General features: G+C 39.9%; 28 protein-coding genes. 20 read left to right on the top strand and 8 right to left on the bottom strand.

What is annotated here, in order from left to right; genetic code table 11:
- Positions 1–386: 386 nt before the first annotated feature.
- On the bottom strand, positions 387–755 hold the full coding sequence (locus BLQ44_RS15080) for a hypothetical protein (RefSeq protein ID WP_093194724.1): 369 nt from the start codon (positions 753–755) through the stop codon (positions 387–389).
- A gap of 303 nt (positions 756–1,058) precedes the next feature.
- On the opposite strand from BLQ44_RS15080, the gene BLQ44_RS15075 reads away from it, so the two are divergent.
- The 7 genes from BLQ44_RS15075 (at position 1,059) to BLQ44_RS15045 (ending at position 11,011) form a co-directional block, all read left to right on the top strand.
- Positions 1,059–1,316: a hypothetical protein gene (locus BLQ44_RS15075; RefSeq protein ID WP_143004730.1), complete on the top strand. Its 258-nt coding sequence runs from the start codon at positions 1,059–1,061 to the stop codon at positions 1,314–1,316.
- Positions 1,316–1,639, top strand: a complete 324-nt coding sequence (locus BLQ44_RS15070) for a hypothetical protein (RefSeq protein WP_093194722.1) — start codon at positions 1,316–1,318, stop codon at positions 1,637–1,639. The genes BLQ44_RS15075 and BLQ44_RS15070 overlap by 1 nt, the downstream gene beginning before the upstream one ends.
- A 970-nt stretch (positions 1,640–2,609) precedes the next feature.
- Positions 2,610–3,728, top strand: a complete 1,119-nt coding sequence (locus tag BLQ44_RS15065) for a protein kinase family protein (protein WP_093194721.1) — start codon at positions 2,610–2,612, stop codon at positions 3,726–3,728.
- A gap of 194 nt (positions 3,729–3,922) precedes the next feature.
- Positions 3,923–5,932: a type I restriction-modification system subunit M gene (locus tag BLQ44_RS15060; RefSeq protein ID WP_093194720.1), complete on the top strand. Its 2,010-nt coding sequence runs from the start codon at positions 3,923–3,925 to the stop codon at positions 5,930–5,932.
- On the top strand, positions 5,929–7,284 hold the full coding sequence (locus BLQ44_RS15055) for a restriction endonuclease subunit S (protein ID WP_093194719.1): 1,356 nt from the start codon (positions 5,929–5,931) through the stop codon (positions 7,282–7,284). Before BLQ44_RS15060 ends, BLQ44_RS15055 begins: the two co-directional genes overlap by 4 nt.
- Positions 7,281–10,274 (top strand): type I restriction endonuclease subunit R, encoded by a 2,994-nt coding sequence (locus BLQ44_RS15050; protein WP_093194718.1) that lies wholly within the window; start codon positions 7,281–7,283, stop codon positions 10,272–10,274. Before BLQ44_RS15055 ends, BLQ44_RS15050 begins: the two co-directional genes overlap by 4 nt.
- A gap of 191 nt (positions 10,275–10,465) precedes the next feature.
- The gene (locus BLQ44_RS15045) at positions 10,466–11,011 is read left to right on the top strand and encodes a hypothetical protein (protein ID WP_093194717.1); all 546 of its coding nucleotides are present in this window, start codon (positions 10,466–10,468) and stop codon (positions 11,009–11,011) included.
- 116 nt (positions 11,012–11,127) lie between these two features.
- Here the strand turns inward: BLQ44_RS15045 and BLQ44_RS15040 are convergent, their stop codons facing one another.
- Together BLQ44_RS15040 and BLQ44_RS15035 are read right to left on the bottom strand one after the other, a co-directional pair.
- Positions 11,128–11,685: a recombinase family protein gene (locus BLQ44_RS15040; protein WP_093194716.1), complete on the bottom strand. Its 558-nt coding sequence runs from the start codon at positions 11,683–11,685 to the stop codon at positions 11,128–11,130.
- A gap of 344 nt (positions 11,686–12,029) precedes the next feature.
- Positions 12,030–12,623 carry a YczE/YyaS/YitT family protein gene (locus BLQ44_RS15035; protein ID WP_093194715.1) on the bottom strand — a complete coding sequence of 198 codons (594 nt, stop codon included), beginning with the start codon at positions 12,621–12,623 and terminating at the stop codon, positions 12,030–12,032.
- A 118-nt stretch (positions 12,624–12,741) separates the two neighbouring features.
- Between BLQ44_RS15035 and BLQ44_RS15030 the strand changes: the two genes are divergently transcribed.
- From BLQ44_RS15030 to BLQ44_RS14985, 10 genes are all read left to right on the top strand, one after another.
- On the top strand, positions 12,742–13,194 hold the full coding sequence (locus BLQ44_RS15030; protein WP_093194714.1) for a MarR family winged helix-turn-helix transcriptional regulator: 453 nt from the start codon (positions 12,742–12,744) through the stop codon (positions 13,192–13,194).
- A gap of 25 nt (positions 13,195–13,219) precedes the next feature.
- On the top strand, positions 13,220–13,738 hold the full coding sequence (locus tag BLQ44_RS15025; RefSeq protein ID WP_093194713.1) for a GNAT family N-acetyltransferase: 519 nt from the start codon (positions 13,220–13,222) through the stop codon (positions 13,736–13,738).
- A gap of 21 nt (positions 13,739–13,759) precedes the next feature.
- Positions 13,760–14,371 carry an FMN-binding negative transcriptional regulator gene (locus BLQ44_RS15020; RefSeq protein ID WP_093194712.1) on the top strand — a complete coding sequence of 204 codons (612 nt, stop codon included), beginning with the start codon at positions 13,760–13,762 and terminating at the stop codon, positions 14,369–14,371.
- A gap of 280 nt (positions 14,372–14,651) precedes the next feature.
- A complete protein-coding gene (locus tag BLQ44_RS15015; RefSeq protein WP_093194711.1) occupies positions 14,652–15,194 on the top strand; it encodes an RNA polymerase sigma factor in 543 nt (180 codons plus the stop codon).
- Between the two features lie 4 nt (positions 15,195–15,198).
- Complete coding sequence (locus tag BLQ44_RS15010) at positions 15,199–15,960, top strand: hypothetical protein (RefSeq protein WP_093194710.1); 762 nt, start codon at positions 15,199–15,201, stop codon at positions 15,958–15,960.
- The gene (locus BLQ44_RS15005; RefSeq protein WP_093194709.1) at positions 15,954–16,841 is read left to right on the top strand and encodes an ATP-binding cassette domain-containing protein; all 888 of its coding nucleotides are present in this window, start codon (positions 15,954–15,956) and stop codon (positions 16,839–16,841) included. Before BLQ44_RS15010 ends, BLQ44_RS15005 begins: the two co-directional genes overlap by 7 nt.
- A complete protein-coding gene (locus BLQ44_RS15000; protein ID WP_093194708.1) occupies positions 16,838–18,076 on the top strand; it encodes a hypothetical protein in 1,239 nt (412 codons plus the stop codon). The genes BLQ44_RS15005 and BLQ44_RS15000 overlap by 4 nt, the downstream gene beginning before the upstream one ends.
- 11 nt (positions 18,077–18,087) lie before the next feature.
- Entirely contained in the window at positions 18,088–19,251 is a 1,164-nt protein-coding gene (locus tag BLQ44_RS14995) for a hypothetical protein (protein ID WP_093194707.1), read from the top strand.
- Positions 19,252–19,679: 428 nt separating this feature from the next.
- On the top strand, positions 19,680–20,063 hold the full coding sequence (locus BLQ44_RS14990; RefSeq protein ID WP_093194706.1) for an AbrB/MazE/SpoVT family DNA-binding domain-containing protein: 384 nt from the start codon (positions 19,680–19,682) through the stop codon (positions 20,061–20,063).
- A 3-nt stretch (positions 20,064–20,066) separates the two neighbouring features.
- Entirely contained in the window at positions 20,067–20,366 is a 300-nt protein-coding gene (locus tag BLQ44_RS14985; RefSeq protein ID WP_093194705.1) for a type II toxin-antitoxin system RelE/ParE family toxin, read from the top strand.
- A gap of 269 nt (positions 20,367–20,635) precedes the next feature.
- On the opposite strand, the gene BLQ44_RS14980 is transcribed toward BLQ44_RS14985, so the two are convergent.
- Positions 20,636–21,133: a hypothetical protein gene (locus tag BLQ44_RS14980; protein WP_093194704.1), complete on the bottom strand. Its 498-nt coding sequence runs from the start codon at positions 21,131–21,133 to the stop codon at positions 20,636–20,638.
- A gap of 405 nt (positions 21,134–21,538) precedes the next feature.
- Between BLQ44_RS14980 and BLQ44_RS14975 the strand changes: the two genes are divergently transcribed.
- Together BLQ44_RS14975 and BLQ44_RS14970 are read left to right on the top strand one after the other, a co-directional pair.
- Positions 21,539–21,805 carry a hypothetical protein gene (locus tag BLQ44_RS14975; RefSeq protein WP_093194703.1) on the top strand — a complete coding sequence of 89 codons (267 nt, stop codon included), beginning with the start codon at positions 21,539–21,541 and terminating at the stop codon, positions 21,803–21,805.
- A gap of 76 nt (positions 21,806–21,881) precedes the next feature.
- Positions 21,882–22,103: a hypothetical protein gene (locus tag BLQ44_RS14970; RefSeq protein WP_093194702.1), complete on the top strand. Its 222-nt coding sequence runs from the start codon at positions 21,882–21,884 to the stop codon at positions 22,101–22,103.
- Between the two features lie 350 nt (positions 22,104–22,453).
- Here BLQ44_RS14970 and BLQ44_RS16820 read toward each other — a convergent pair whose 3' ends face one another.
- Positions 22,454–22,588 carry a hypothetical protein gene (locus tag BLQ44_RS16820; RefSeq protein ID WP_281241437.1) on the bottom strand — a complete coding sequence of 45 codons (135 nt, stop codon included), beginning with the start codon at positions 22,586–22,588 and terminating at the stop codon, positions 22,454–22,456.
- Positions 22,585–23,856, bottom strand: a complete 1,272-nt coding sequence (locus BLQ44_RS14965; RefSeq protein WP_093194701.1) for a helix-turn-helix domain-containing protein — start codon at positions 23,854–23,856, stop codon at positions 22,585–22,587. The genes BLQ44_RS16820 and BLQ44_RS14965 overlap by 4 nt, the downstream gene beginning before the upstream one ends.
- A gap of 264 nt (positions 23,857–24,120) precedes the next feature.
- On the opposite strand from BLQ44_RS14965, the gene BLQ44_RS14960 reads away from it, so the two are divergent.
- The gene (locus BLQ44_RS14960; protein WP_093194700.1) at positions 24,121–24,855 is read left to right on the top strand and encodes a putative immunity/bacteriocin fusion bifunctional protein; all 735 of its coding nucleotides are present in this window, start codon (positions 24,121–24,123) and stop codon (positions 24,853–24,855) included.
- A 31-nt stretch (positions 24,856–24,886) separates the two neighbouring features.
- On the opposite strand, the gene BLQ44_RS14955 is transcribed toward BLQ44_RS14960, so the two are convergent.
- Both BLQ44_RS14955 and BLQ44_RS14950 read right to left on the bottom strand, forming a co-directional pair.
- Complete coding sequence (locus tag BLQ44_RS14955) at positions 24,887–25,537, bottom strand: HAAS signaling domain-containing protein (RefSeq protein WP_093194699.1); 651 nt, start codon at positions 25,535–25,537, stop codon at positions 24,887–24,889.
- A 9-nt stretch (positions 25,538–25,546) separates the two neighbouring features.
- Positions 25,547–25,885 (bottom strand): PadR family transcriptional regulator, encoded by a 339-nt coding sequence (locus BLQ44_RS14950; RefSeq protein ID WP_093194698.1) that lies wholly within the window; start codon positions 25,883–25,885, stop codon positions 25,547–25,549.
- Positions 25,886–26,386 lie beyond the last annotated feature (501 nt).

Genomic DNA, 26,386 nt, shown 5'->3' with positions numbered 1-26,386 from the left:
AAGATGCCGTTCTCATGGGGTCACTTTATCCAAACCGTGTTCTCGTGAACCCCTATTTTCAAGAAACTGTGCTTTCACGGGATCGAGTCTATGCCAAGATGCCATTCTCATAGGGGTGAGTTTATCCAAACCGTGCTCTCGTGAACACCTATTGATAACAAACCGTGCTCTCGTGAACACCTATTGATAACAAACCGTGCTGTGGTGAATACCTATTTTTCGGATATTATCCACAAGTAAAATCAGGCGGTCATCGAACAGGACGCTTGGTGTTCGAAGTCATTCCCATTCGGCACCTGTTCCGCAACAGAACAAAAAGAAACCCCACGCAGGCGAGCGCAGGGGGATTTATACGTAAAGGTGTACGTTTCAGAAAGTGGCGGGCGTCATTCGTTCCCGGAGTCCCGGTAGGCATCAAGGATGTTCGGCAGCATGAGGTGGTTGACGGTGAGATGTGTTTTCTGCCGGTCGTAGTCGTGGACCACGCTCTCCAAGTACGGTCGCCGGGAAATGATACCTCCGCGGCGGACATACATGCGTTTCTGCGAAAATCCGTCGAAGAACGGATCGATCGCTGACGGGTCGGTCGAACCGATGGCTTCAAGCAGGTCTCGCTCAGGGATCACAGCTTCGGTGCCGGACGGGTTGGTCCGGAGAAGCGTCTCAGCGAACAGGCGTAGGACGGCGACCTCCTCATCCGTTATGTCGTCCGACACCTCATAATCAGGGTTTGTTTCGTTGTTGTCGTGGGTCATGGAATCCCTCCTTTTCGGGTGTGGTTTTAGTATGCCACATGGGTCGACACCCGGCAACACGATAAAAATCGCTACTTTTCAAACGCCTCGACCTTGAAGTTTTCCCCTACACCTAAAAAAAGTACCTTATCGACATATAGGATGTTCATGATTTATGTGAATTACCCGGTCGCCGTCCTTGTTCAGAAGGGGATAGTGATTGACGTTATCCCTCTCCTGCAGGTATGATGAAGATACAACCACTTATACTTTTATTAAAAGTTGCATACACTAATCACCACAACCAAAGAGGTGGTGATACCTGTGCGTAAGTGGAAAAAGGAGGAGACGAATATGCCTCACGTTGCTAATTCTAAAACACCGTTGAAAAGAGCAAGAGTGAAAAAGTCCCTTCGTGTAGAGCGCCAGGAATTACACCAAAAGAAATTGGACGCGATTGCATCCACGATCGATATGAATAAATTAGCGGATCAAGAGACACTTCCTGTAGATACATTCGGGCGGGTGGATATATCCCCGGACCACCCTGATTATGCGTACTGGGCAAAGGACGAAGACTGATGCAGGTTGGTCATCTATATGAACTTTTGTTTCCGTATGAAGAAAAACAGGGTGGCAGTCGTCGCCCTGTTTTCATTTTGGCCGTAAACACAGAGCAACACAATGCACTGGGATTGAAGATTACGCATTCCGGTCCTACATATAATCATCCGTACCGGTACAGGGTTCAGGATTGGAGTCACGCCAACTTGGATGAAGGGTCCCACATTCAATACGACCGATACAAGCGGTACGATAATCAGACGTTACGTTCACGGGGCGTTCTCTCCGAGCGGGATTACCGGGAGATCGCCCGGTTGTTCACGAGGTATCACCTTTTATGAAACGAAACGGAGGATACTCCGAAAGAAAAAGAGACGAAATCCGTCAAAGAATTTTCTACGAACATCATGAGTATGTACGATGAGAAAAGTAAAAAGAAGACGGTCGAAGAAACGCATAGCCGTGCGACGTTCCTGTAGCGGAAAGATTTGCAGAAGCGCCTCGATAAACTAGTAGACGGAAAACGAGGGTTCAAGACCCTGTTTCTCAACCAGGCGATCGAAGCGATGCTCGATGAAATCTAAGAAGAACAGCAGGTCCAAGACGATTCCCGTTGAGGGGTCGTCTTTTTTTGTGACAGTTCGTCAATTTAAGTACAATAGTTTTTCCTTAAGAGCTTCTTCTCTGGTTTCCACTTTAGACATTTTCGTGGTCTTCGGTTTATCAATGTTAAAGTTTCTATCACTTCGTACGTTGAGGAGACAGCGAATTCTGTTTACTTAAGAAAGAATTTTTGAAGTAAATCACTGCTGTTTTCATTGTTTCGAATTATGAGGAACAGCGAAATACACAGCCACTACTAAATCTTTTGATAATACGCAATACAATGATCGCTCTTATCTTGAAAAACATCGGGGATGAACGGAAAGTTTTCCAGGTCGGATGTTGCCATGGAAGAGTCCCAGGTGATTTGCTTTTCTTCGTTGATAGATGTTTCATCAGCAGTAAAGGGTGTTCATTTCTTTGATGACCCTTAAGTGATCAAAAAGAAATACGTGCTTTCGACCCATGCTACCCGTTACAATAAAGAAAAGGGAAAAAGTGGGGAATGACCATGAAACCTGTCGGGAGAACCATACAAATCTTTTTACCATTTGGATCGCCACGTGGCGTAAAAATCTCAAAAGAAATATGCTTAATTTTAGAAAAGTATAAAGAGGTTTGTAGCTAATAGTCGGTCTGTCCCTCTAATCTTTAAAACGATTGTTTATCTAAAGAAACACGATAAAAGTACAGAATGGAAGTGTATTTATGGTTAAGCCAGGTGCAGTTGTTGAATTTAATAGAATCAAACGGTTTAAGCACGTTCAAGAGCTTGGTAGTGGTGGAACTGGAGATACACACTTGTTTAAGGATGAAACAACAGATATGTTATTTGCATTTAAAAAATATGATCCAAAAGGTAACAATGACATTGATGAAAACTATGGTCGTTTTGTTGATGAAATCAAAATTTTGTTTACAATATCTCATCCTAATATTGTTAGAGTTTATAATTATTACTTATACCCTGAAAACAAACTTGGATATCTCCAGATGGAGTACATAGATGGAAATCCAATTGACGAGTTCATACCACTTTTTAAGTCTTGGGAAGATATTTTTACAGAAGCAATAGTAGCATTCGAATATTTGGAGTCAAAGAAAATTCTACACAGGGATATCCGTCCCGCCAATATATTAATAGATATACATGAAGATGTTAAAGTTATAGATTTTGGTTTTGGAAAAGAGTTAATCGATCAAGATAATGAAGGTAGAAGTGTACTACTTAATTGGCCAGTAACTCAACTTCCCTATGAAACTGATAATGAGGGGATATACAATCACCAAAGTGAAATTTATTTTGTGGGGAAATTATTTAGTCGTGTTCTTGGTGAAGATTTGAAAAGTTTTAAGTTTAAACATGTCATCGATAAGATGACAAAATTAGATCCTAGTGAAAGGTACTTGTCATTTCGGGATATCTCAGTTTATTTATCTCAAGGTGCTTTTGTATCTGAATTCACAAAGAAAGAGAAGGAATTATATAGAGAATTTGCAGATTTACTTTCTGAATGCTTAATGAGTCATACGAATAATTACACACCCATCAAAGATCCTGGAACTGTCTTGTTTAAATTATCTACCTTGGTTCGAAATAGCTCACTTGAAACGCATATCCAAGATAATGGTCAATTAATAAGTTGCTTTGTTGAGAATGGTTATAGCTATAAAACTAATGTTCCTGTTTCTCTTTCGTTAGTGATGGAATTTTACAGATTTTTAGAAGGGTTAACTTTATATAATCAAAAAATAGTACTAGATAATATAGACACGAGGTTATCTAAAGTGAAAACTGAGATAGATTATAATGATTTACCATTTTAAGTATTAATACTAATTAATTATAAAAGTTAATAGTCACTTTTTTACCAAAAATAGTCAACAGTTTTTTCTATGGAAAAACCTGAAATCAAGAACGGCCTCTATTAAAAGTTCATGTATGCAGCGGACTTAGTTTAGCATGCGTTATATTTAAATTATAGAAATAAAAAAGTTTTGTATGTGAAGGAGAATAAGACATGGTGAATTTTCAGGATAAGGTAAACTTTTTATGGACCATCGCAGAAATATTGAGAGGTCCCTACAAACCGGAAGATTACGGGAAGGTCATCTTACCGATGGCAGTGTTGCGTCGTTTCGATAACGTGTTGGAAGATACGAAAGAGGAAGTATTGGAGAGTTACCAGCAATTCAAACACCTCCCGGAAGATGCTCGCGAGGAAATCTTGAACCGGAAGTCCAAGGAACGTTTTCACAATACCAGTAACTACGACTTCCAGAAGCTGTTGAATGATTCCGATAACATTGCGGAGAACCTTCGGGACTATATCAACGGGTTTTCGAAAACGGCAAGAGATATCATCGAGTACTTCGACTTTGATAAGCAAATCGAAAAAATGGACCGGAATGACGTTCTTTATCTGACGGTGAAACGATTCGCAGAGGTCGATCTTCACCCGGATACCGTATCTAACCTTGAAATGGGATATATCTTTGAAGAACTGATTCGTCGGTATTCGGAGCATGCCGAGGCCGGGGACCATTATACACCACGGGAAGTGGTACGTCTGATGGTCGGACTCATGTTCAATGAGGATGACGAGATTCTGACGAAACCTGGGATTACCCAGACGCTCTATGATGGCTGCGCGGGTACCGGTGGCATGGGGTCCATCGCCCAGGAATATCTGAACGAATTGAACGAATCAGCAGAGCTTGAGTTTTTCGCGCAAGAGATCAATGAAGAATCGTTCGCCATGTGTAAGGCGGATACGTTAATCAAAGGGGAGAATGCGCAAAACATTCGTTTCGGCAATACGTTGACCAAAGATGCGTTCCCTACGCAAAAATTCGATTACCTGATATCAAATCCACCCTACGGAGTCGAGTGGAAACCGTCGGAGAAGGTCGTGAAGGAAGAACATGCAGATTTAGGAATGCAGGGGCGTTTCGGTGCGGGATTGCCTCGCATCGGTGATGGTCAGCTGTTATTCCTGCAGCACCTAGTATCCAAAATGAAGCCAGTGAACGAAGAGAACCCGCAAGGGTCGCGCTTGGCGATTATCATGAACGGGTCTCCGTTATTCACGGGAGACGCAGGTAGCGGGGAAAGTGAAATCCGACGCTATATGATTGAAAATGACCTGGTCGAAGGAATCGTTGCAATGCCTCCAAGTCTTTTCTATAACACGGGAATTTCCACGTATGTCTGGATTTTGACCAATCATAAAGCGGCGTGGCGGAAAGGGAAGATCCAGCTGGTGAATGCTGTAGATTATTACGAAAAGATGCGGAAGAGCCTCGGAGAAAAGCGGCATCAGATTTCTCCGGACCAAATCAATGAAATTATCCAGATGTACGGCGCGTACAAAGAAAGCGATAATGTGAAGATTTTTGATAATGAAGACTTCGGTTATCAAAAAATCGTCGTCGAGCGCCCATTGAAGCTGAACTTCAAAATCGATGAGGAACGAATCGAGCGGTTATATGAACAAAAAGCCTTCCAAAACCTTGCAACATCGAAGAAAAAAGGGGAAGACGGAGCCCAAGAAGAAGCCGGAAAGAAAAAACAAGAGGCTATCATTGCTACACTGCAGCAGCTGAAAGACGGCACGCTTTATAAAAATCGCGAAACGTTCACCGAGAAAGTGAAATCCGCGTTTGCGAATGCTGGTATCGATATGAAGGCTCCGTTGCTAAAAGCAGTGCTGGCAGCGTTGTCCGAGAAGGATGAAACGGCAGAGGTATGTGTGAAGAATAAAAAGGGAGATGTTGAACCGGATCCTGATCTGCGTGATACCGAAAACGTGTCTATCAAAGAGGACATTCATGACTATTTCGAGCGTGAAGTAATGCCACACGTGCCTGATGCATGGGTTGATGAGGAGAAAACGAAAATCGGTTACGAGATTCCATTTGCAAGGCACTTTTATCAGTATCAGGAGCTTCGATCGTCGGAGGAAATCAAGAGTGAAATCCAGGAGCTTGAGGAGAGCATCCTAGAGAAGCTGAAGAAGGTGATGATGTGACGAAGAAATCAATGAAACAAAGTAAAGTCAGATGGATAAAAGAAATACCTCATGCGTGGGATATTGTTAAGATTAGAGAAGTAGCTGAAAAAAGATATAATAGTATAAATGTAAGTAATATAAAGGGTCGCTTTTGGAATTATTATAATATCCCCCATGTACAAAAAAATAATGATTACCAGGTAGAGAACGGAAATAATATTGAAAGCAATAAGTATTTACTTCAAGGGGACGAAATATTGGTTTCGAAACTAAACCCTAGAAAAGGTACGGTTGTAAAGGTCACCTCCCAAGAAAAAAATACAATTTGCTCTACAGAATTTGTACCTATAGCAATAAATAAAATTGAACGAGACTACTTGTATTATTTGCTCTCCAACCAAATTGTTGCTGATGAATTTAATTCAATGGTTCAATCTGTGACAAAAAGTCATCAGCGCATAAATCCGAATGAGATTATGAATTTTAATATTCCTCTTCCTAGCAAACAACAGCAAATATTTATACAGAAATTTCTTGATAAAAAAACTTCGGAAATCGACGCTTTAATAGCAGACAAAGAGAAATTGATTGAACTGCTCGAAGAAAAGCGGCAAGCGGTGATTACCGAATCCGTGACGAAAGGGTTGGATCCGGATGTGCCGATGAAGGATTCTGGGGTGGCATGGATCGGGGATATTCCTGAGCATTGGGAGACAAAAAAGCTCAAACATATTTACAAAAATGATGGCAATGGAATAAAAATTGGTCCCTTTGGTAGTAGTCTAAAGCTCGATGATATGAGTGATAGTGGAGTGAAAGTTTATGGTCAGGAGAACTTGATTAAACAAAATTTTCATATAGGTCAAAAATATATATCTGAAAAAAAGTTTCATCAATTAGCCTCCTATAAAGTAAGCCCAGGGGATGTTTTATTTTCAATGATGGGAACGATAGGTAAATGTGAAGTTGTGCCGGAGTACGCAGAAGTAGGGGTCATGGACTCGCATTTATTAAAAGTTTCTCCAGACGAGAGGGTTGTAGTACCTGAATATATTCCTCTAGTAATCCGTGATAGTATGCTATCTAAAATACAAATGGAACTTTTTAGTAAGGGAAGCATCATGGCTGGAATTAATTCTACGATTGTAAAGAATCTAGTTATAGTTACGCCCCCTTACAAAGAACAAGAATATATTTTAAATAGGATAAACAAATTTAACATTGAAATTTCGAGTATTGTTTCTGATACAAGAAATGCTATAGAGAAGCTTAAAGAATATCGTCAATCTCTTATCTATGAAGCCGTGACCGGGAAAATTGACGTACAAGAGATGGAGAAGGAGATAGAACAGGAGGTATCGTCCTCGTGAGTATCGATAAGACGGAAAAAGGGTTTGAGGAAAACATTGAACAAGAGCTCATCCAGGCAGGGTATCAAAAACGTGTGCTGACCGGGTCGGCGCTTGCCACATTTCAGAAGTGGGCCATCGATCAGGAGCTCCTGTTCTCCTTTTTCGAAGCGACGCAACCAAAAGCTATGGAACGGTTGAAAAAAGTATATAAAGCCGACTTTCAATACAAAGTGATGGATCGTATCGATAAAGAACTGAAGCGTCGGGGTATCATCGACTGCTTGCGCCACGGGGTGAAAGACTACGGGGTTTCTCTTACTCTTGCCTACAACAAACCTCCAACGGATATGAACCGAACCCTCGTCGAAAACTATGAACAGAACATTTTCACCGTGAGTCGTCAAGTCTATTACAGTACGGCCAATCGTAATTCGATTGATATGATGATTTCGTTGAATGGTCTTCCGTTGGTTGTGATGGAGTTGAAGAATCAGTTGACCGGGCAGACGGTGGAACATTCCATGAAGCAATTCCGCAAAGATCGGGACCCTAACGAGCTTCTGTTTCAATTCAAGAAACGCGCGGTGGTGTTCTTTGCCGTGGATACAGACGAGGTGTACATGACAACCCAATTGAAGAAAGGGAGCACCTTTTTCCTTCCTTTTAACCGGGGAAATGATGGGGGCAAAGGGAACCCACCGGTAAAAGATAATTACCGGACCTCTTACCTCTGGCAGGAAGTACTGGAAACGGATAGCCTCCTGGATATTCTTTTCCGGTTTGTGTACGTTCAGAAAGAAAACATCCGGGACAGCAATGGAGACATCATTGATGAGAAAGAAATCGTCATTTTCCCTCGCTATCATCAGCTGGATGCGGTACGTAAAATAGAGAAAGACGTAAAGGATCACCGGGCCGGGAAAAATTACTTGATTCAGCACTCGGCGGGAAGTGGCAAAACCAACAGTATCTCCTGGTTATCGCACCGTTTGGCGAAGACCCATGATGAAGAAGACAATCCCGTCTTCGATAGCATCATTGTTATCACAGATCGTAGGGTGCTTGACAGACAGCTCCAGGACGCCATTTACCAACTGGAACACAAAGCAGGCATGGTGGAGAAAATCGATGAGGACTCCGACCAACTAGCAAACGCGATTCGCAACAAGACGAAAATCATCGTGACGACCTTGCAGAAGTTCCCCTTTATCTTAGACAAGGTAGGTGAATTCAACCAGGGCACATATGGCATCATTATTGATGAAGCTCACAGCTCCCAGGGAGGGAAGGCGTCCTCCGCCATGACAGCCCTTCTTTCGAATAAATCATTGGAAGAAGCTTATGAACAGAGCATGCTGGAGGAAGAAGAAGCGACCGATGCGGAAGAGCAGATGATCCAAGAGATTGCGAAAAGCGGCGATCAATCGAATATCTCTTTCTTTGCTTTCACAGCGACTCCTAAGCCGAAAACGGTGGAGCACTTCGGGACGCAGAACGAAGACGGGACGTATGAACCGTTTCATCTGTATTCGATGCGCCAGGCCATCGAGGAAGGGTTCATTCATGATGTGCTACAAAACTATGTAACCTACGAGACGTTCTACCAGGTTGAAAAGAATATCGAGGACGATCCGGAAGTCGCGAAGAGCAAGGCAAGCCGGCAGATTGCCCGGTATGTCTCACTTCACCCTCATAACATTGCACAAAAAGCTGAAATCATGGTCGAACATTTCCGGAATGTCACTCGCCATAAAATCAATGGCCGAGCGAAGTCAATCGTTGTCACAGGAAGTCGTCTCCACGCTGTACGGTACAAGCATGCGTTTGATAAATATCTGAAAGCAAAAAGCTATAACGATTTGCAGACGCTGGTTGCCTTTTCGGGTACGGTCGAAGACGGCGGGCTTTCCTATACAGAAGCAGACATGAACGGCATAAGTGAGAATGAATTGCCGGAGAAATTTCATTCCGATGATTATCAGGTATTGATCGTGGCAGAAAAATACCAGACCGGCTTCGATGAACCGTTGCTTCACACGATGTATGTCGATAAGCCTCTCGATGGCATCAAGGCGGTGCAAACCCTATCCCGATTAAATCGGACGTGCAAAGGGAAGGACGACACCTTCGTCCTGGACTTCGTCAATGATCCGGAAACCATTCAGAGTGCGTTCCAAACCTATTATGAAGTGACAGGACTGGGAGAAGCGACGGACCCGAATATCCTGTACGATCTTCAGAACGAACTGGATGCCATGCAGGTGTACACGGACTATGAAGTGAATAGGGTTGCGAATCTGGAATACAGCGATCAGCCTTCGAAGAGTGCCCGGTTCCAGGGACAGTTGAATGCAGCGTTGGACCCTGGGGTGCAACGATTCACCAGTGAATTGGAGGAAGAAATGCAGGATCATTTTAAATCTTCCGCGATGAAATTCGTACGAACGTATGCGTTCGTCTTACAGATTGGTCCTTTCTCCGATGTAGAGTTGCACAAACGATTTATTTATCTCAGTTCCTTACTAAAGAAGCTTCCCAAAAAACCCGAAGACCCGGTCTATCTTTCCGATGATGTGGCACTGGAATATTATCGGAATGAAAAGTCTTTCGAAGGAAGTATTACGCTTGAGGTAACAGGTGGAGAACACCTCTCTCCTTCACAGCATGGCAGTGCCGGAAGTGGCGAAGAAGAGACGGAACGGCTGTCTTCCATCATTGAACGGATGAACGAACGGTTCGGTACGGAATTCACCGAAGCTGATAAGCTCTCGAGAGACCAGATCATTGAAGATATGAAAGCTAATGAGGACCTTATCCAAAAAGCACAGAACAACACGAAAGATAATTTCAAATTCAGTTTTAACCGAACATTTATGGACTTTGTCGTAGACCGCATGCAAAGCAACGAAGAGTTCTTTATGAAGATTCTCGAAGACCCGGAATTTAAAGAATATCTTATGGACGACATGGTTGATGAAGTGTATGAGGGGTTGAGAAGGGAAGGATAAATTCCTGTAAATAAACCTTCTGGACTTCCTACTGATTCTCTGGGTAGGAAAGAACTGCTTGAGAGGTAACTAAATCTTCTTCAATTTAAGCGGGCCCAATGCTTTAATTAGGGTTAGCGCCCGCAATTGAGTGGTAAGGCAGCTGCAAGCTTTTGGAAGATATATCGTCTTTTTTTGGAGGAGGAGAGAAAATGTTTGAGAAATTAATGATACCATCTTCAGTTTCAGCTAAAAGTGAGAAAGGAAATGAGGAGCTATTTGTTTTTGAGGATGAGGCTGGGTTTATACTTACAAAAGACCAAGTCATACATGGAGAACATAGTTTAATGGATATTATTAATAAGGCTATAGCGTTTTACGATGCGGAAGGCGCGCAAGAATGGATTGAACGAGTAAACAAAATAAAGGCGATAAAGTATTTTTCATCAATGAGTCACGATGAGGATTTTAAACAGAACGAAAATGGAAAGTTTATTATACCTGAAGTCAATATGCGCTATAAAGAATTTAGATCGAACCTAAAAAGGGACTGGTCTTTTAAATGTGATTGGTGCGGGAAAAAAGTATCAAGTAAAACAGATACCCATTATTACACGTTGAACTTTCCTCAGATTCCTGGATTAATGTCTGACTACTTTAAGAGAGGATGTTCCGAAGTATGCGCTAATTCCATATGGAAGGATGAATTCAAAAAATGGATATACGACAATGAATATCAGGATTTTTTTGAGTTATAGAAGCTTCTATGTAAATTGGAGAGACAGCACCCCCCCTCCTCAATTCGATTGCTGCCAATCGGTTAAAGAAAAGAGGAAGAAAGTAGACAAAGGTATAATAAAACGCTAAGAAAAGTCTATTTTTGGAGTTTTTTATTCGCTCTTTTCAACGTGCTCATACTTATCCCTGTCATTTGTTCCACTTCTCGGTATGAGGCCTTTTCCAACAACTGAAGCGCGTGATCAATCTGCTTCTTATTATATTTTTTCGGCCGGCCTTCGCGGAAGTCCGGTCGTTTTTTGGCTAGAGCTTTCCCGTCCTGAGTACGCTCGACGATCATGTCACGCTCGAACTGTGCGAATGAGGTCATGATATTAAAGATCAGCCGTCCGGTTGGTGTGTTTTCGATAATTCCCATGTTCAAGACGTGCACCCGTACCCCTCGATCGAATAAATCCTCAATAATACTCGTCGCGTCATTCGCCGACCTCGCAAACCTGTCCAGTTTCGTCACGACTAATGTATCTCCTTCATCTAATCGATCGATCAGTTCATTGAACTCTTTTCGCTTTTCCCGTTTCGTTCCCGTTACAAATTCCTGGTAAATTTCTTCGCATCCTTCATTTTGAAGTGCCTGAATCTGTCCTTCCAAATCTTGGCCTCTTGTCGACACTCTGGCGTACCCAAATTTCATGAAAATCGTCCTCACTTTTGACCATAAGTTATGACACCGTTCTATCTACTGATTTAATCACATCAGCTTATTGGTGTCAAAACTTCAAAGTTTTGGACTGATTCCATTATAAAATTGATAACTGATTATTTAATATTTTAATGCTTCATGGTGGTTGAATTGATAACATGTAATATATAACCAGTTGATTAAGTGTGAATTATTTGCAATCAAGGTTCTTTTACAAAGCATATATCTTGAAACTGAGTCTTCAGTTTAAGGGCAGTGAAAACGGAAAACTCAGTTTCGAGATAACTCAGAAAAAGCACTCTATATTGATGCATTCTTATGTTAACGTACTAGGATTAAGACGCTTGCTCCAGTACCTTTTTAGTAAATGACATAAAGTAGTTCAGGATTAGACCGCTTAAGCAGACGATTAATAAAGTTCCAATGCCAATTGGTCCTTTGAAAACCATGGCCAACACTAAAAATATTAGGTAAATGATTGATCTCGATAAAAATATATTTGTTCTAGTTAATTCATGTATGATTAACGTTAATCGGTCAACCGGAATTGGTGCAAAATTTGTGTGTAGATAGATGGCAGTACCCAATCCTATAACAATTAAGCCGAGTCCAAAATAAACAACTTTACTGTACAATAGCTCGGGTGTGTGCAAAGTTTCTAACAAAAAGAGCCACATATCGATACTAATCCCCGTTATAACTGCTGTTAACAACCCCAAAACTTCTGGCTTTTGTCTTTTTAAAAGCGAATTACAGCCTATCAGTATAAAAGCAATAATTATTTCCCAAGTACCTACCGTAAACCCCACGTGAATAGACAGCCCTACCAAAAGGGCGTCAAAAGGGGAAGTCCCTAGGTCAGATTGTATCGTGAAGGAAATGCCGAGGGTTAATATCAAGATTCCTAATACATAAATGAAAAGTTTCACATTAATCTACCTCTTTATCGATCGATATTTTTTTGTTGCAAATACAATAAAATTAAGTTAGGTTAAGTATACGATGATAAATGTTGTATTTGCAACAAAAATTGCTAAGGGGGTCAATATGAAGGAAATACTACGTGAAATTGGAATGATAGCGAGGGCGTTAGATTCAATAAGTAATATAGAATTCAAAGAATATGACCTCACGAGAGGACAGTATCTATACCTTGTGAGAATCTGTGAAAGGCCGGGCATCATTCAAGAGAAAGTAGCTGAGCTAATAAAAGTAGATCGTACCACTGCAGCCCGCTCGATTAAGAAACTTGAAATGAATGGCTTTATAGTTAAGAAAGAAGCTGAGCATAACAAAAAAATTAAAAAGCTTTATCCAACCGAGAAAGGAAAGAAGATTTTTCCTTTTATAAAAAGAGAAAATGATCATTCTAACACCGTTGCCTTAGCGGGGTTATCCGAAGAAGAAATAGAAAACCTTTTCGACCTTCTTAAAAGAGTAAGGGGAAATTTAGAAAAAGACTGGGAATTTGTTAAAAAAGGCAACAAGAGAAGTTATTGAATATTGAGAGGAGCGAAAGGTTTAAATGAATATTAAGATGATCAGATGTACAGTGGAAGATTCACGAAAACTTCAGGAAATTGGTTATGAAACATTTAAGGAGACGTTTGAAGATCAGAATTCTCAAGAAAATATGAAGGCTTATTTGGAAGCAGCTTTTAACATAAAACAAGTAGAAAAAGAGTTATCTAATCCTTTATCACATTTCTTTTTAGTTTCTATAAATGATGAGATTGCTGGATATTTAAAGGTTAATACAGGGGATGCCCAGTCTGAAGAAATGGATGATGACTCCCTAGAGATCGAACGGATTTATATTATTAATAAATTTCAAAAGAATGGACTTGGTAAATACCTGTTCAATAAAGCTAAGGATGTTGCTATGGAACAGAATAAAAAGAAAATATGGCTTGGCGTATGGGAAAAAAATGAAAATGCCATTTCTTTCTATAAAAAATTGGGTTTTGTTCAAACGGGAGCACATTCTTTTTATATGGGGGACGAAGAACAAACGGACGTAATAATGGTTAAAAGACTCCAATAATCTTTAAAGAGGTGAATGAACATGTATATTCCAAAGCATTTTAAAGTCACAGACTTCGTTGAAATCAAAGACTTCATTCAGAGAAACTCTTTTGGAACGATCGTAACGACAGAAGAAGGAAAACCTATAGCGACACACTTACCTTTGGAGTTACATAAAAAAGGGGATGACTATTATCTAACTGGACATTTCGCTTATGCGAATCCACAGTGGAAAACTTTCGGCGATGCTCCTGTTCTTGTTATGTATCAAGGCCCTCATGCTTATATTTCATCCTCGTGGTACAAGTCTGAAAATGTGCCGACATGGAATTATCAGGCAGTCCATGTATATGGAACGGCTAGTATTATGAGTGAACAAGAATTGCAGGAAGACCTGAAGGCTCTATTGCAAAAGTATGAACAACACCGTGAGAATGCAGCGTTATGGGAGAAGTTCTCTGCAAAAACCAAAAACCAAACTAAAGGTATTGTTGGATTTAAAGTAAAAGTGCTAGAAGTTCAAGCAGCCTATAAATTGAGTCAAAACCGAAGTGAAGAAGACTATGACAACATTATTGATAAACTTAATAAGGAGAAAGATTTGAACTCTCAACGATTAGCTGAAGTGATGAACAATAGAAATACGAAGTGATCCATCTCTATATATCCTTTATAAAAGGTGTTTTTATCTTGAATTCGAGTCTTAAACAAATGGGGGCGATTACTTAAAAGGATGCCCTTTCTTATTATATAAACCCACTGAGCAAAGAATTATATCAGTTAGTGCCTGAGCCTTCTCTTATCATGATAAAGAGTAGCTCAGGCACTTTTTTATAAATAATTTATTGGGAAGAGAAAAAGAAATTAAAACTTTTGTCAGATTTATTACGAATATATAAATAGACACAGAGAGAAAGCATAAGGAGAATCACATGAACAAGGAGAAGCGATGGATCAAGGCGATACAAAAACATGGAAATGAACATAGCGCTAATCAGCTCATAGAAGCCTATTATAAAGAGATTTTTTCCTATGTTTATAAACAAATGTATGACAAAGAGACGGCGAAAGATGTCACTCAGGAAATCTTCATCAGTATGTTAAAAAGCCTTTATCGTTATGATGGCCGATCATCGTTTCGTACCTGGCTGTATATGGTTGCGAAATTCCGGGTGATTGATCATTATCGTTCCAAGCAGTTTAAGGAGTCGTCCCGAGGCGTTGCCGTTGAAGAGGAAAGGATAGAGGATACGTCAGATTTTACTGAAAGGCTTGCTACTCGTGCTGAAGCGGAGAGAGCGCTTAAAGTGCTGGAAAGTTGTCCATCTGATGAAGAGTTCATCGTCCGAATGAAGCTTTTGGGCGGGAGAACATTTCCTGATATTAGTGCGGAGACAGGACTTGCATTATCAACAATTAAAACGAAATATTATCGAACGCTGAAGTTTATGAAGCAGGCGTTAAAGGAGGAATAATGGAATGAATGATCAAGAGAGAATTCCATATCCAAATGAGTCAGAAGTGGAAAAAGAACTGGAGTGTATAACATCAAAGGGGTTAGAAACAACCCCGTCTTTTTTCGTAAGCATCTCTCGAATAATAAAAGAAGTGGGGATGAAACATATTTTCCGAGATGCGACCGAAATGATATTCATACTTATCATGGCTGTCATTTCCTTGTTAGGTTTTTTAATTGTCACATCTAGCTGGCTCACATGGAAGGAAGTCAATATGTATGTGATCTCATTCGCTGGCGCTCCGTTTATATATGGTGTACTCGTTTACTTCTTCTTTATAAGGAAAAAACAAGAGCTCACCTTTGATCTAGAAATGACGTGTAAATACAATCTGAGAACCATCGCTGCCGTTCGAATGCTTCTTTTCAGTATCATCAGCCTGGTGGTCAACGGAGCAGTTATCTTCGCAATGACAGTATCTTTTGAATTTCATGTATGGTTTGCGTTTCTTTTGTCTGTGGCAGCACTTTTTCTTTGCTCTGCGGCATTTCTATATATTCAGCATTTATCGGAGCACGTATTGCCCCCTTTAGTTGTAATCGGAGGATGGATTGTCGGTAATGTGTTTCTATCAACAGTTTTAGGAAGTAAGTATGAGATGTTCCTCCAGCAAATTCCGTATTATATTTACTTAGTGATCGCAGTTGGAGCAGCATTTTTTTATATTCAGCAAACAGTAAAATTTCTTCAAAAAACTTTAGCCAGAGGAGGCCATTTATGCTAGAGATGCACCATGTTACTAAAGAATTTAAACAATTTACTGCTTTAGAGGGGATAGATCTTCAGTTTGACCGGGGTATTTATGGTCTGCTTGCCCCCAACGGTGCAGGAAAAACTACTTTGATCAAAATGCTCGTGACTTTAATTTACCCCACTAAAGGTGAAATCACTTACTACGGGGAAAACATCCTAGATTTGGATGAAAAATATCGGGATATCTTAGGCTATCTTCCCCAGGAATTCGGCTATTATAAAAACTATTCACCAGAAAAATATCTTATCTATCTGGCTTCCCTCAAAGGATTAACCAAACGAGAAGCTAAAGAAAAGATCTCGGAGCTTCTTACTCTCGTAGGCCTCAAAGATGTAGCAAAAAAGAAAATGAAGAAATTTTCTGGAGGCATGATTCAGCGAGTCGGAATCTGCCAAGCATTGTTAAATGACCCTCAGGTTCTCATCCTTGATGAGCCGACTGCCGGTCTGGATCCTAAAGAAAGAGCACGCTTCAGGAAGATATTATCTAATCTAGCTCGTGATCGTATCATAATTTTATCGACCCATATCGTATCGGATGTAGAATCGATAGCCAATGAAATCGTTATGATTAAGAAGAAGCGGGTTCTTTATAAGAAGAGACAGGAAGATCTGCGTCAACTACTTGAAGGAAAACTTTTCGAAACAAGAGTTCCGTTTGAAAACGCTGAGCAGTTCCGGGCAGATTACTCTGTTCTTGCTGAAAAGCAAGAAGAGAACAGGATGGTTATGCGCTTCGCTGTGGAAAATGGTGAAAGGGAGCAAGAGTGGATAACTGTGAGTCCGACGCTTGAGGATATCTTCCTCTATATATTCGAAGAAGAAACCGATTTGACTGGTGGCATTGCATGATCAGATACGAAATGAAAAAAGTATTTCAATCTCCTTTGTTACTTGGTCTTCTCCTTTTTTTTACCGGTATCAATGTTTTGCTTATGGCTGAGCACCTCCCGTCCCGAGGGAGTATGAATGCTCTTTCAGATATCTTAGAAAGGTACGGAGGGTTGGCCACGGAAGAAACCTTATACACAATGGAAGGTGATCTTAAGGAGGGTTTAGTGTGGGTGAACTCCCATGTAGAAAGTAAAAGGTACCAAACGCTAAATGAGGCCTTCAATGATCCGTCTGCTCCTTGGAAAGAAAGTATTCCTCAGGAGCGTTACGAACAGCTTCAGAACCTACACTTATACAATGAGACTGGTGAGCAGGCGAACGCTTTTTACAGAGAACTCGATTTTACTACACTCAGCTCATCAGTCATACAACAGTACGGTCTAAGTGGAGGAGCTGCTGACATAGTTCGTTCTCAATTCAAAAAAATTGAGGAGCGTAAACAAGAAGTGATAGCCAATGATGAGCACCTTTCTTTCTTTTTTCATGGTCTTACCTATGAAATGCATACCTTTCTGTTTAAAGATATAGGTCTCGTCCTTCTCTTTGAAATAATGACACTTGTAGTTTTACTTTCTGCTTATGTAAGCACTTATGAGTTTGAGCAAAGAACTGACCTCGTCGTTTTCTCTACTAAGCGCGGGCGAAAGCTGATGAGAGATAAACTGGCTGCGTCATTATGTTCAGCTAGTATTTTTGCAGGTTCCCTTACCGGGTTGACGATGCTTGTCTACTTCAATTTTTATGATTACAGTCAATTGTGGCACTCTTCCTTCAGTAACTATTTCATGAGGGAGACCCCTTTGCCTTACATATCCTGGTGGAACTTATCTTTTATAGAATATGTAGGTTTGTTTGTAGCTTTGGTTATAATCGTCCAACTGATCTTTAGTGCTATAAGCTGGTTTTTGTCGATATGGATAAAAAATAGCTATCTTGTCTATTTAGCTTTTTCTGTATTGTTCGGTCTCTTAATATGGATCCCGGGGTTGATGCCTGGTCATAGTCTTATGATTTTTGCTGCTCAGTTCAATCCCTTCACCCTCATGCTGAACCCACATACTTGGTTTACTGTTAACAATCCGATGACAATGTTTTCTTACTATGAGCTAATGACCATTTTGATTTGGGGGATCGGTCTTTTTGGACTTAGTCTATTCAGTCTTTATTGCTTTAAATGGCAGGAAATATCTTGAGGAGGGGTAGCGTGTCTGTATTTTTGCATGAACTTAAAAAACTTTGGAATCCTAAGGTATTGCTTGGAGTCGTGCTTATCAGTCTATTGTTTTATGAATTTTTTCTCAGTTTTGAAATTGAACATTTTCCTAATGGCAGACCGGCCCTCGACATAAAGCGAATTTATGTAGAAATGATTGAGGATTATGGAAATGAAATGAATAAAGCAGAATTTGAAGATTTTCAAAAAAAGCTACAAACTGCAAAAAAAGAAGCTGGGATTTATTTAAAGAACAATGATATGGCACAGGAACTTGGGGTTACTTCTTATGAAGAATACAGGAATATTTTAAATAAAGCGGAAAGTGGTACAGATGTCTATGAAAAAATAGATAACTTGCATGCGAAAATTATGTTTGATAAAGGTGTTGATGTTTTTTGGGAAATACAAGGTTTTGAAACTATACTGTCTGATTACAAACAAAGAGGACAGTTAAACATGGGTGGATCCATGCATTTTTCTGTTCAAAAAAGGGTGGATAAGATTTACAAGGAAACAGATTTTCAGTCCATCCTCCCCTTTCAAGTGTACAACAACTATGTAAACCTCATTAAGTACACAGGTATCTTAATTATGATTGTTATTTTTATAGTTATTGGTCGCTTGTATCTTCCAGATAAGAAAAAAGGTTTATTACAGTTGCAATATACGACGAAAATGGGAAGAGGGTTATTCTGGTCAAAACTTTCAGCCGGTATGGTAACTACCTTTATACTGACAACAATGTATCTCGGCCTTTTCTTCCTTCTCTATTCCAGAAATGAAACGAGTATGTTTTGGTCGAGTGAACTCAGCTCCTTCAGTTTAGTAGGTCAAATGTTGAGCTGGTATGATTTCACATTTTTGGAGTACATAGGAGTTACGGTGGCGATCATTTATACGCTTGCCTTTTGCACAGCTGCAATCAGTGCCATGATTTCAAGTATCGTACCCAATTATATGACTCTAGTGGGGTTCCAGATTCCGGTGGCCATATTGTTAGCACTTCTGATTTCTTCTTTTCTGCTAGTTCATGTATTTAGTATTATGAACGCACTATGGGTGTATTGGTTGATTTTTATTGGTTTGGTTGCTGGATCAGGAGGAATTCTTTTCTTTAGAAGCAGGAGAGAGAAAAGGGCAGATATTACTTAGCTGGGTCCTATCCTTTAAAAGAGGCTAGCTTTCAACTGATTTGTGGCTTTACTAGAGAGATGGAGGATTAATAGAAAAGCTCATTTGATACCGCGGTTTAGTTCGCTACGGTGGGTTCTCTGAATAGCTAAAAATGATAAAATGTCTCGAGTTCAAGTCTTCCGTTAAAGGGGGCTTTAATCGAATAGGGTTAATTTGAGAATCGGTTCCTATCGAATGAAAGGAACCGATTTTTCTATGCCTTGATTTAATTTTCTGTAGACCCCTTTTTTCCTGAAGTTACCCCTGGATCCGCCGTTCCTAGCTGAGGGAACCTTGCGTATCCTATACAGTAGTATTATAATTATAACAAGGAATCCTAGAAACAAAGAAACGATTTTTTGGTTTCTAGGAAAACGTGAATACTTGAACGAAGGAGGGGCATACTGATGGCTATAGAGGAAACTGTAAGGAGGAGTGGAGATATGGCTCAAGGACCTAGAAAAAAGGCTCGCCGTATAGCTATATCCAACAAACGCCAAATCACCGTCCCGAAAGAATATTATGATTACCTTGAAATGGAAACCGAAGCGAATATAGAGCTTGAAGGGAATAAGATCGTGATCACCCCGGTGCGAGAAAACAATGATGATTTTTCGGAGTTTATTCTGAAAGACTTGATTGACGAAGGGTACGGAGGGGATGAACTGCTCCAGGAATTCAATCGTCGGAAGAATAACATACGTCCTGCGGTCGAAGCGTTGATCAAAGACGCTCAGGAAAACGCAGAGGACGTAGAATCTGTGTCAGACCTGTTCGAAGAGGACGAATAAGCCATGGAAAAAGCGAAACTGAGAGTTCAGAACCCGGCCAAAAAGTTCTTCAAGAAAATCAAAGACAAACAGCTCACAGGTAAGTATGAAGATGCGATCGAGACCATACGCTTAGACCCCTATCACGCGGGAGAACCGAAAACGGGGGACCTCTCTGGGGTCTACGGGTATGATATCCGCCATAACAAAACAGGGTACGAGTTGGCGTACACCATCGACGAAGACGACGAAGGGAACATCGTCATCATTCTCCATGCAGGTACGCGGGAACAGTTTTACAAGGAACTGAAACGGTACTTATAATGAATGATATACATAGGCATCACTCACGGAAGGCGGGCGAACCGTCTTCCATCTTTTTTAAAAGACAGAAAAATAAAGGAATCGTTCGATATGTACCGAATAAAAACATAGTACGTTAATGAAGCAGGAGCGATGAATTGGAAGAAAAACAACCAGGCTCTTTTCTAATGACGATGACCGGTTCCTCACGTTGTCCGATGTTGCCTCTGTTCTATGTAAAACGTAAATAAGAGCCTAGGTTTATAGCCTAGACCCTTATCAGTCTTTCTTTATCGTTTAATATCAAATCCCCCGAACATCTTCTGAGAAGCAACTTTATCTCCAAGCTGTGCACTGAAGTAGTGAGTATGAATAGCCTCATCATCAGCTCTTAGATCATAATAAGTTAAAGGCTCTTCTACTTCTTTTTCAAAAACTAGAACAAAACTTTCTTTCTCAGATTTAGTAGAGGATGCCCAAGCTGTCTCATCTACAAACACGTGAATGATTCCTTCTCCTTTGTATTCAATATTGTGAATGATACCAGAGGAGAACATGATGGAATCTTGAAAGGCCGCATTTACTTGAGCAAGTTTTTCGGGATCTTTATCTCTTTCTTCTTCTGCTTTCTTAGCTTTACTTTCTTCTTTCTTCCCTTCTTCTTTCTTCTCAACTTGTTCAGTTTTCTCTTTATCGTCGGCTTGAACTTCTTGTTCTGGTTCCATTTCAGAGCAACCAACCAATAAACTAACTGCTAACAATCCAGAGGCAACCATTACTTTTTTCATTTTGCTTCCTCCTGGTTAGTTTCAGAATTTTTTAGTACTAATCTAAGTCTTCGGATGCTTCTTTTAATTCTCATGAATCGCGCATCAAAGTCCGGTTATCCTTTCTGGAAAAGTCAGTAGTAATGTAGAAAGTGGTTTGCAAGATAGATAAGTTGAAGGGTTGAACTTACTCACTTATTGTAAATCCATTTCCTTTTTTATACTGCACCATACCCCAAAATGGTTTAATTATTCCATAATTTTGTACATATTTGTATTTCCTCCGATTTTTTTATGAAGCGTTTTACTTAAGAAGCTTCATTCATCTAAGTGGGACGTGCTATAACTAAATTAAAGAAAAATAAAGGGAACGTTCGATATGTGCCGAATAAGAAAGTGTACATATATGTGAAAAGGAGCGATGAAATGGAAGAAAAACTATCAGAAAACTTCTTGATGAACGAAGCAACCCAGATTATAAGGGAAATGAAAGGCGAAGGCCAGCTTCGTATTACTACTTGTGTCCTCCAGGCGGATGGCGACAGATACATCACCGTCTCTGATATCGCCTCCCTCAACGAATCCCCCATCACCTATATCTACTCGATGATTCCCTATGAGGACGACCCCGATGTCCAGGATTTCTTTATTCGGCACAAGAAACTGATCGAAGCTGGTATCTATGACAACTAAGTTTTATCTTTTTTTAAATTCGATGACACCAAAAGGCCTCCTTATCACGATTATAAGATAAGGAGGCGATTTTTTTATGTATATCTACAAACGTATTAGTTTCGATGGCAGTAATTGGCGTAGCAAAAGCATCAATACGGAAAGCCTGTTTGATGAGGATCCGTACAAGAACCAGACTCTGCCGGGGAAAGAAGTGAAGTTCACCCATGAACCGGTGGATGAGGATTATGACAAGTTATGTGAACAGTTATCCGGCGAGGTAACCATCTCTGTTTCCCCTCAAGATGCGTACCGATAAAAGGAACAGGTAGGTCTTACGCGTGTGGTTAGGTTCGGATAGAAGAGAGACAAGCCGATACACGCTTGTCTCAGGAATGGGAGGGTGCATAAGCATCCTCTTTTTTGTTCTATTCGTCTATTGATTTATCTTGTGATAATAGCTTCACAATTGTCTTCCTCACTTCCGGATTCTTTCCTGCCAAAGCTAATGCTGTTACACCTAGTCCTGTCCCGTTTGCCCAAGGGACCACCCCGAACGAGTCGGTAAACATTTAGATCGTTACGGAACGTACGGCTCTTTTTAATTTAAGATGAATGAAGATAAAAATCCCCTTCCTGAATAAAGAGTAATCAGGAAGGGGGAAGGGTTCATACAAAGGTGTCTTCTACTTTTTCGGAGTGAGCATCTGGATAGTCATCATTGAAAGGAGTTACTCCTCCTGGTGGCAATATGATAGATGCTGTAACCAAAGCAGTGAGAAAGAAATACGTTATTTTTTTCAATATAAAAACCCCCTGGAATGATTGTTGGTTGTGTTTTGGAGAATGTACATCTCAAAGTAATGACTAGCTTTTTTATATCGTTTGTGTTTCTTATATAAGTCGGCAAGGATTAAAACTAGTTCGTTGTGCAAGCTCGAATTTTGTTTCTTATAGAACGGGAGTGCTTCCTCTTCTAACGTTTGAAGAAGGTTTCCTTGAACATTATCTTCGAGAAAAGCCTCTGTGATCAGGAACTTGTAATAGTAAGCGTAGTCATTCTCTTTTAAGGATAGTTCTATCCCTTGATGAATGTAACGTAGGGCTTGCTCTGTTTGTTTGCACTTTTTGTAGGCAAAGGATAAGACATACAAACTGTTGATTTTTTCTGGTTGATAGGCTTTGGTTTCTAGTGCTTTTTTTACGTGAGGAATACCTTCCTCATAGTCCCCACGGAGTATATAGGTATGCCCGAGATTGTGTTGGAGCTTTCCAAAATACTTCTGGTCGTTGTGGTGAAGAAGAAGCTCTTGCAATCGAAGATATTGATCGATAGCAGCGGAATACTTTTCTAGACGTCTATAGTTTATGCCTATAAGCATGTTGCAATCGACGATTCTGGGGATGTTTAGTTTATCATTATAGTAATCCAATGCTTTTCTCGTATAAAACATAGAATCGTCTATGTGCATAAGATTTGAGTGCACTAACCCTAGTTGATAATTAACGAAGGCAATTTCTAAATGTAGATCCGTAAGAATCTCTCTACTCTTCCTATACTCATGTAAGCTCTGCTCCAGCGAGCCATACAGGTATTCATATAGCCCTTTTGAATAAAAGAAGCCTGCTAAAATCTCTTTATCCAGCAATGGTAAATGTCGTTTGACTTCTGTTAAATACTCGTAAGCTGGTGTTTGTGAGCGTTTATACAAATAGTATTGCGCGAGAAGTAATTTATAGGAAAGTTGGATATCAGGAGCTGCTACATCCCTTACAGCCAATGAAATATCTTTTATTAATTGTTCAATGTCGGGATCAGGGCGTCGCTCAGTGATAGAGATAAAGGCCTTTTTCATCAAATGTAATGTGTCGTCGTACCTATCAGCCCCTTTTACGTCAGTTATAGTAAGATCTAGTTTTTCACAAAGTAGTTTGAGGATATCCTCTTTTGGCTCTAAGGCATTATTTTCTAACTTACTTATGTAAGGAATAGAACATATACCTATAGCTAGAGATGCCTGGGTTAGGCCTTTTTCTTTCCTCCTATACTGAATCACTTCTCCTACAGGCATTAAAGTTCCTCCTTCGAAAGGTTGATAAAACTCATGAAAAAAAGAGGGTTTATTTCTACATTATTTTACATTTTTATCAATACAAAGACAGTGTAACATCTTTTAGACTTATAGTTGTAAGTAAATTTAGGTTTATATAAGGGAGGGGAAAGAATTTCTTTTTAAAGAACAACATTGTGAGGGGAGGTAAGGCGTTTATAGAGTTAGAAAAGATACGAAGTGTTGAGAAGAAAAATTTCTAAACAAAAAAGGAGTAAATACATTATGAAAAAAGCAAGTTTACTATTAATGGTATCCGTTCTTATACTTAATGGGTTGGCATTTGGTCCTACGATAGCTAGTGCAAATTCTACGACCAACGCAAAAGTATGTGAAGATTGTGTAGAAGATAATCTCGGGAAGAGTTTTGATGAGGTGGTTCAAGAGTTAGAAGAACAAGGTACGGAAACAAACTTAGATGTGAATGCGAAATCTAAGACCCGTCTCCTTAAAACTGTAAAAGAAATGGATAAAGAAGAGTTTTCCGAGAGGTTAAAAGAAGTTAAGAAAAAAGGATTTAAACATGAAAAAAAAGCAGATTCTTTTGTAACTTTTACAAACCTTAAAGACCAAGATACTACCTATGAAAAAGTTGGTATTGTCACTCAATTCTATTTAAAAAATGAAAGTGAACTAGTGCAAAAACAAGTGTTTGTAAACATGAAAAAAAATGAAGTAATTAGATATGACCTTCTACAAATTGAATCTATTGATGAAGGACAACCTTTTGTAAAAGAACTTGCGGGTTATGATGTCAAAGAGAAATCTTCTAACAATAATTCCGGCCAATTCCAAACAGCGGATTTCTCTTTTAATGGAGTGAGCTTTGCTTGTAGTACATCCGGTGTTATCGCATGTGCTGCTGCATTTGGTGGTCTTACAGTATACTTCCCAGCAGCTGGGGCTGCGCTAAGTCTTGGGTGTGTTTTGGCCTTTAATGCAGGGTGCAGCTTTACTTAAAATTAAACATACAAAAGAAAGAAACAAGGTTTTATTCTTGTTTCTTTCTTTTGTAAATCATTGAAAGGAAAATCAAATAAAGAATCACTATTGCTAAATATATCATCAAGTAAGTTAAAGCAAACGATTCTATAGCATTAGTTATTATTATTCGAACAGCAAAGAAGGCAAAAGGTAGAGCTATCAGTGCAGAAGCACCAAATCGAATCATTTTTTGAAAGTAATTTAATAGGCTGTGATTCCATAAGATTTTTTTATTTGTGATAAACCATATATTGCTACCTAAGAAAAAAAGAATTAAAGGAAGTGAAGAAGATATATTCATTTCTCCTAGCAGTATTGGGAGGGAAAGACCTCCCAAAGTAGCTATCGAAAATACTGTGTAGTATTTAATTAAATTATTATTCGACTTGTGATAATAGTTCAGATCGTCTTTATATTCTTCTGTTATTTCATCTGCTATTACTTCAGGTGAGGTGAAATCATTTATGACTTGTTCTGGTATTTCATTGTTACTTAAACTTTTTGAAGCATTTAGCTCCAGAGCATGATCGTATAGGTCGGATTTTACTTCAGCAATATGTTGATCGCGGATATCGTTAGGTAGACTTTTAAGGTGGTAGCTCAATTTGTCTATAAAATTTTTCACTATACCGCTTGAAAAGAATACATCCTTGTTCATGGGTTGTTGTCATTCTCCTTTCTCTAATAAGCTCATCAGCGCTTCATACACGGATTTGTGACTACGTAACCGATACTCTAGTACTTCGCTCCCTTCTTTTGTAATTCGATAATACTTTCTTTTTGGTCCGTCTTCCGACTCTTCCCAGTAAACGTCCGCCCATTCGTTTTTTGTGATTCTATTCAATATGGGATAGATCGACCCATTGGGAATCTCAAATACAGGAATTCTTTTTAACTCCCTAGTAATTTGATATCCATACATGGGATGTTTACTGATTAAGGCTAACACAGCGACTTCAAATACACCTTTTCTTAATTGAATTACCCATTTGTCTTTTTCATCCATATTTAAACAATACAATACATCCAGCTATATTTCAATGATATATAGTTGATTATTTTTAATTTTTCTCGTTTATAGAAGATGCAAGTGACCATGATTGAAGCTCTCACCATTTTATGAAAAGTCCCCGTTTAGAAAATCAGGGATATTCCATAAGTGAATACCACGGCTAGGGATGTTGGGATCGGGTTAGCGTGATTTCCAAAGGGGAGGCAGGAGTGGAATACTACTACCTCGTGCGGAAGAGGACGGAAACATCATACAAAACGGATTCAACAATAAAACCGGGAAAGAAGAACTGAAGTATAAAGAAGAGCAAATATAAATACATACAGAGACAAATGGAACGCAAGGTCTCCCTTGCGTTCTTTCTTTTAACCATGTTTTCCTTTTGCGCTCCGAATCGTAAACCCGGAGCCCACGTCCGGGGGCTGCCGGGGCAGGGACCGTTTACCTATCCCCGTCATCCTCCGCGGGCGTGGCGACGATCATCCACCCCCTTTC

Origin of the sequence: Salimicrobium halophilum (genome assembly GCF_900100295.1) — a bacterium.
Classification (GTDB): domain Bacteria; phylum Bacillota; class Bacilli; order Bacillales; family Halobacillaceae; genus Salimicrobium; species Salimicrobium halophilum.
Note: the sequence above shows the minus strand (reverse complement) of the source record. Positions and strands in the feature narration are given on the sequence as shown.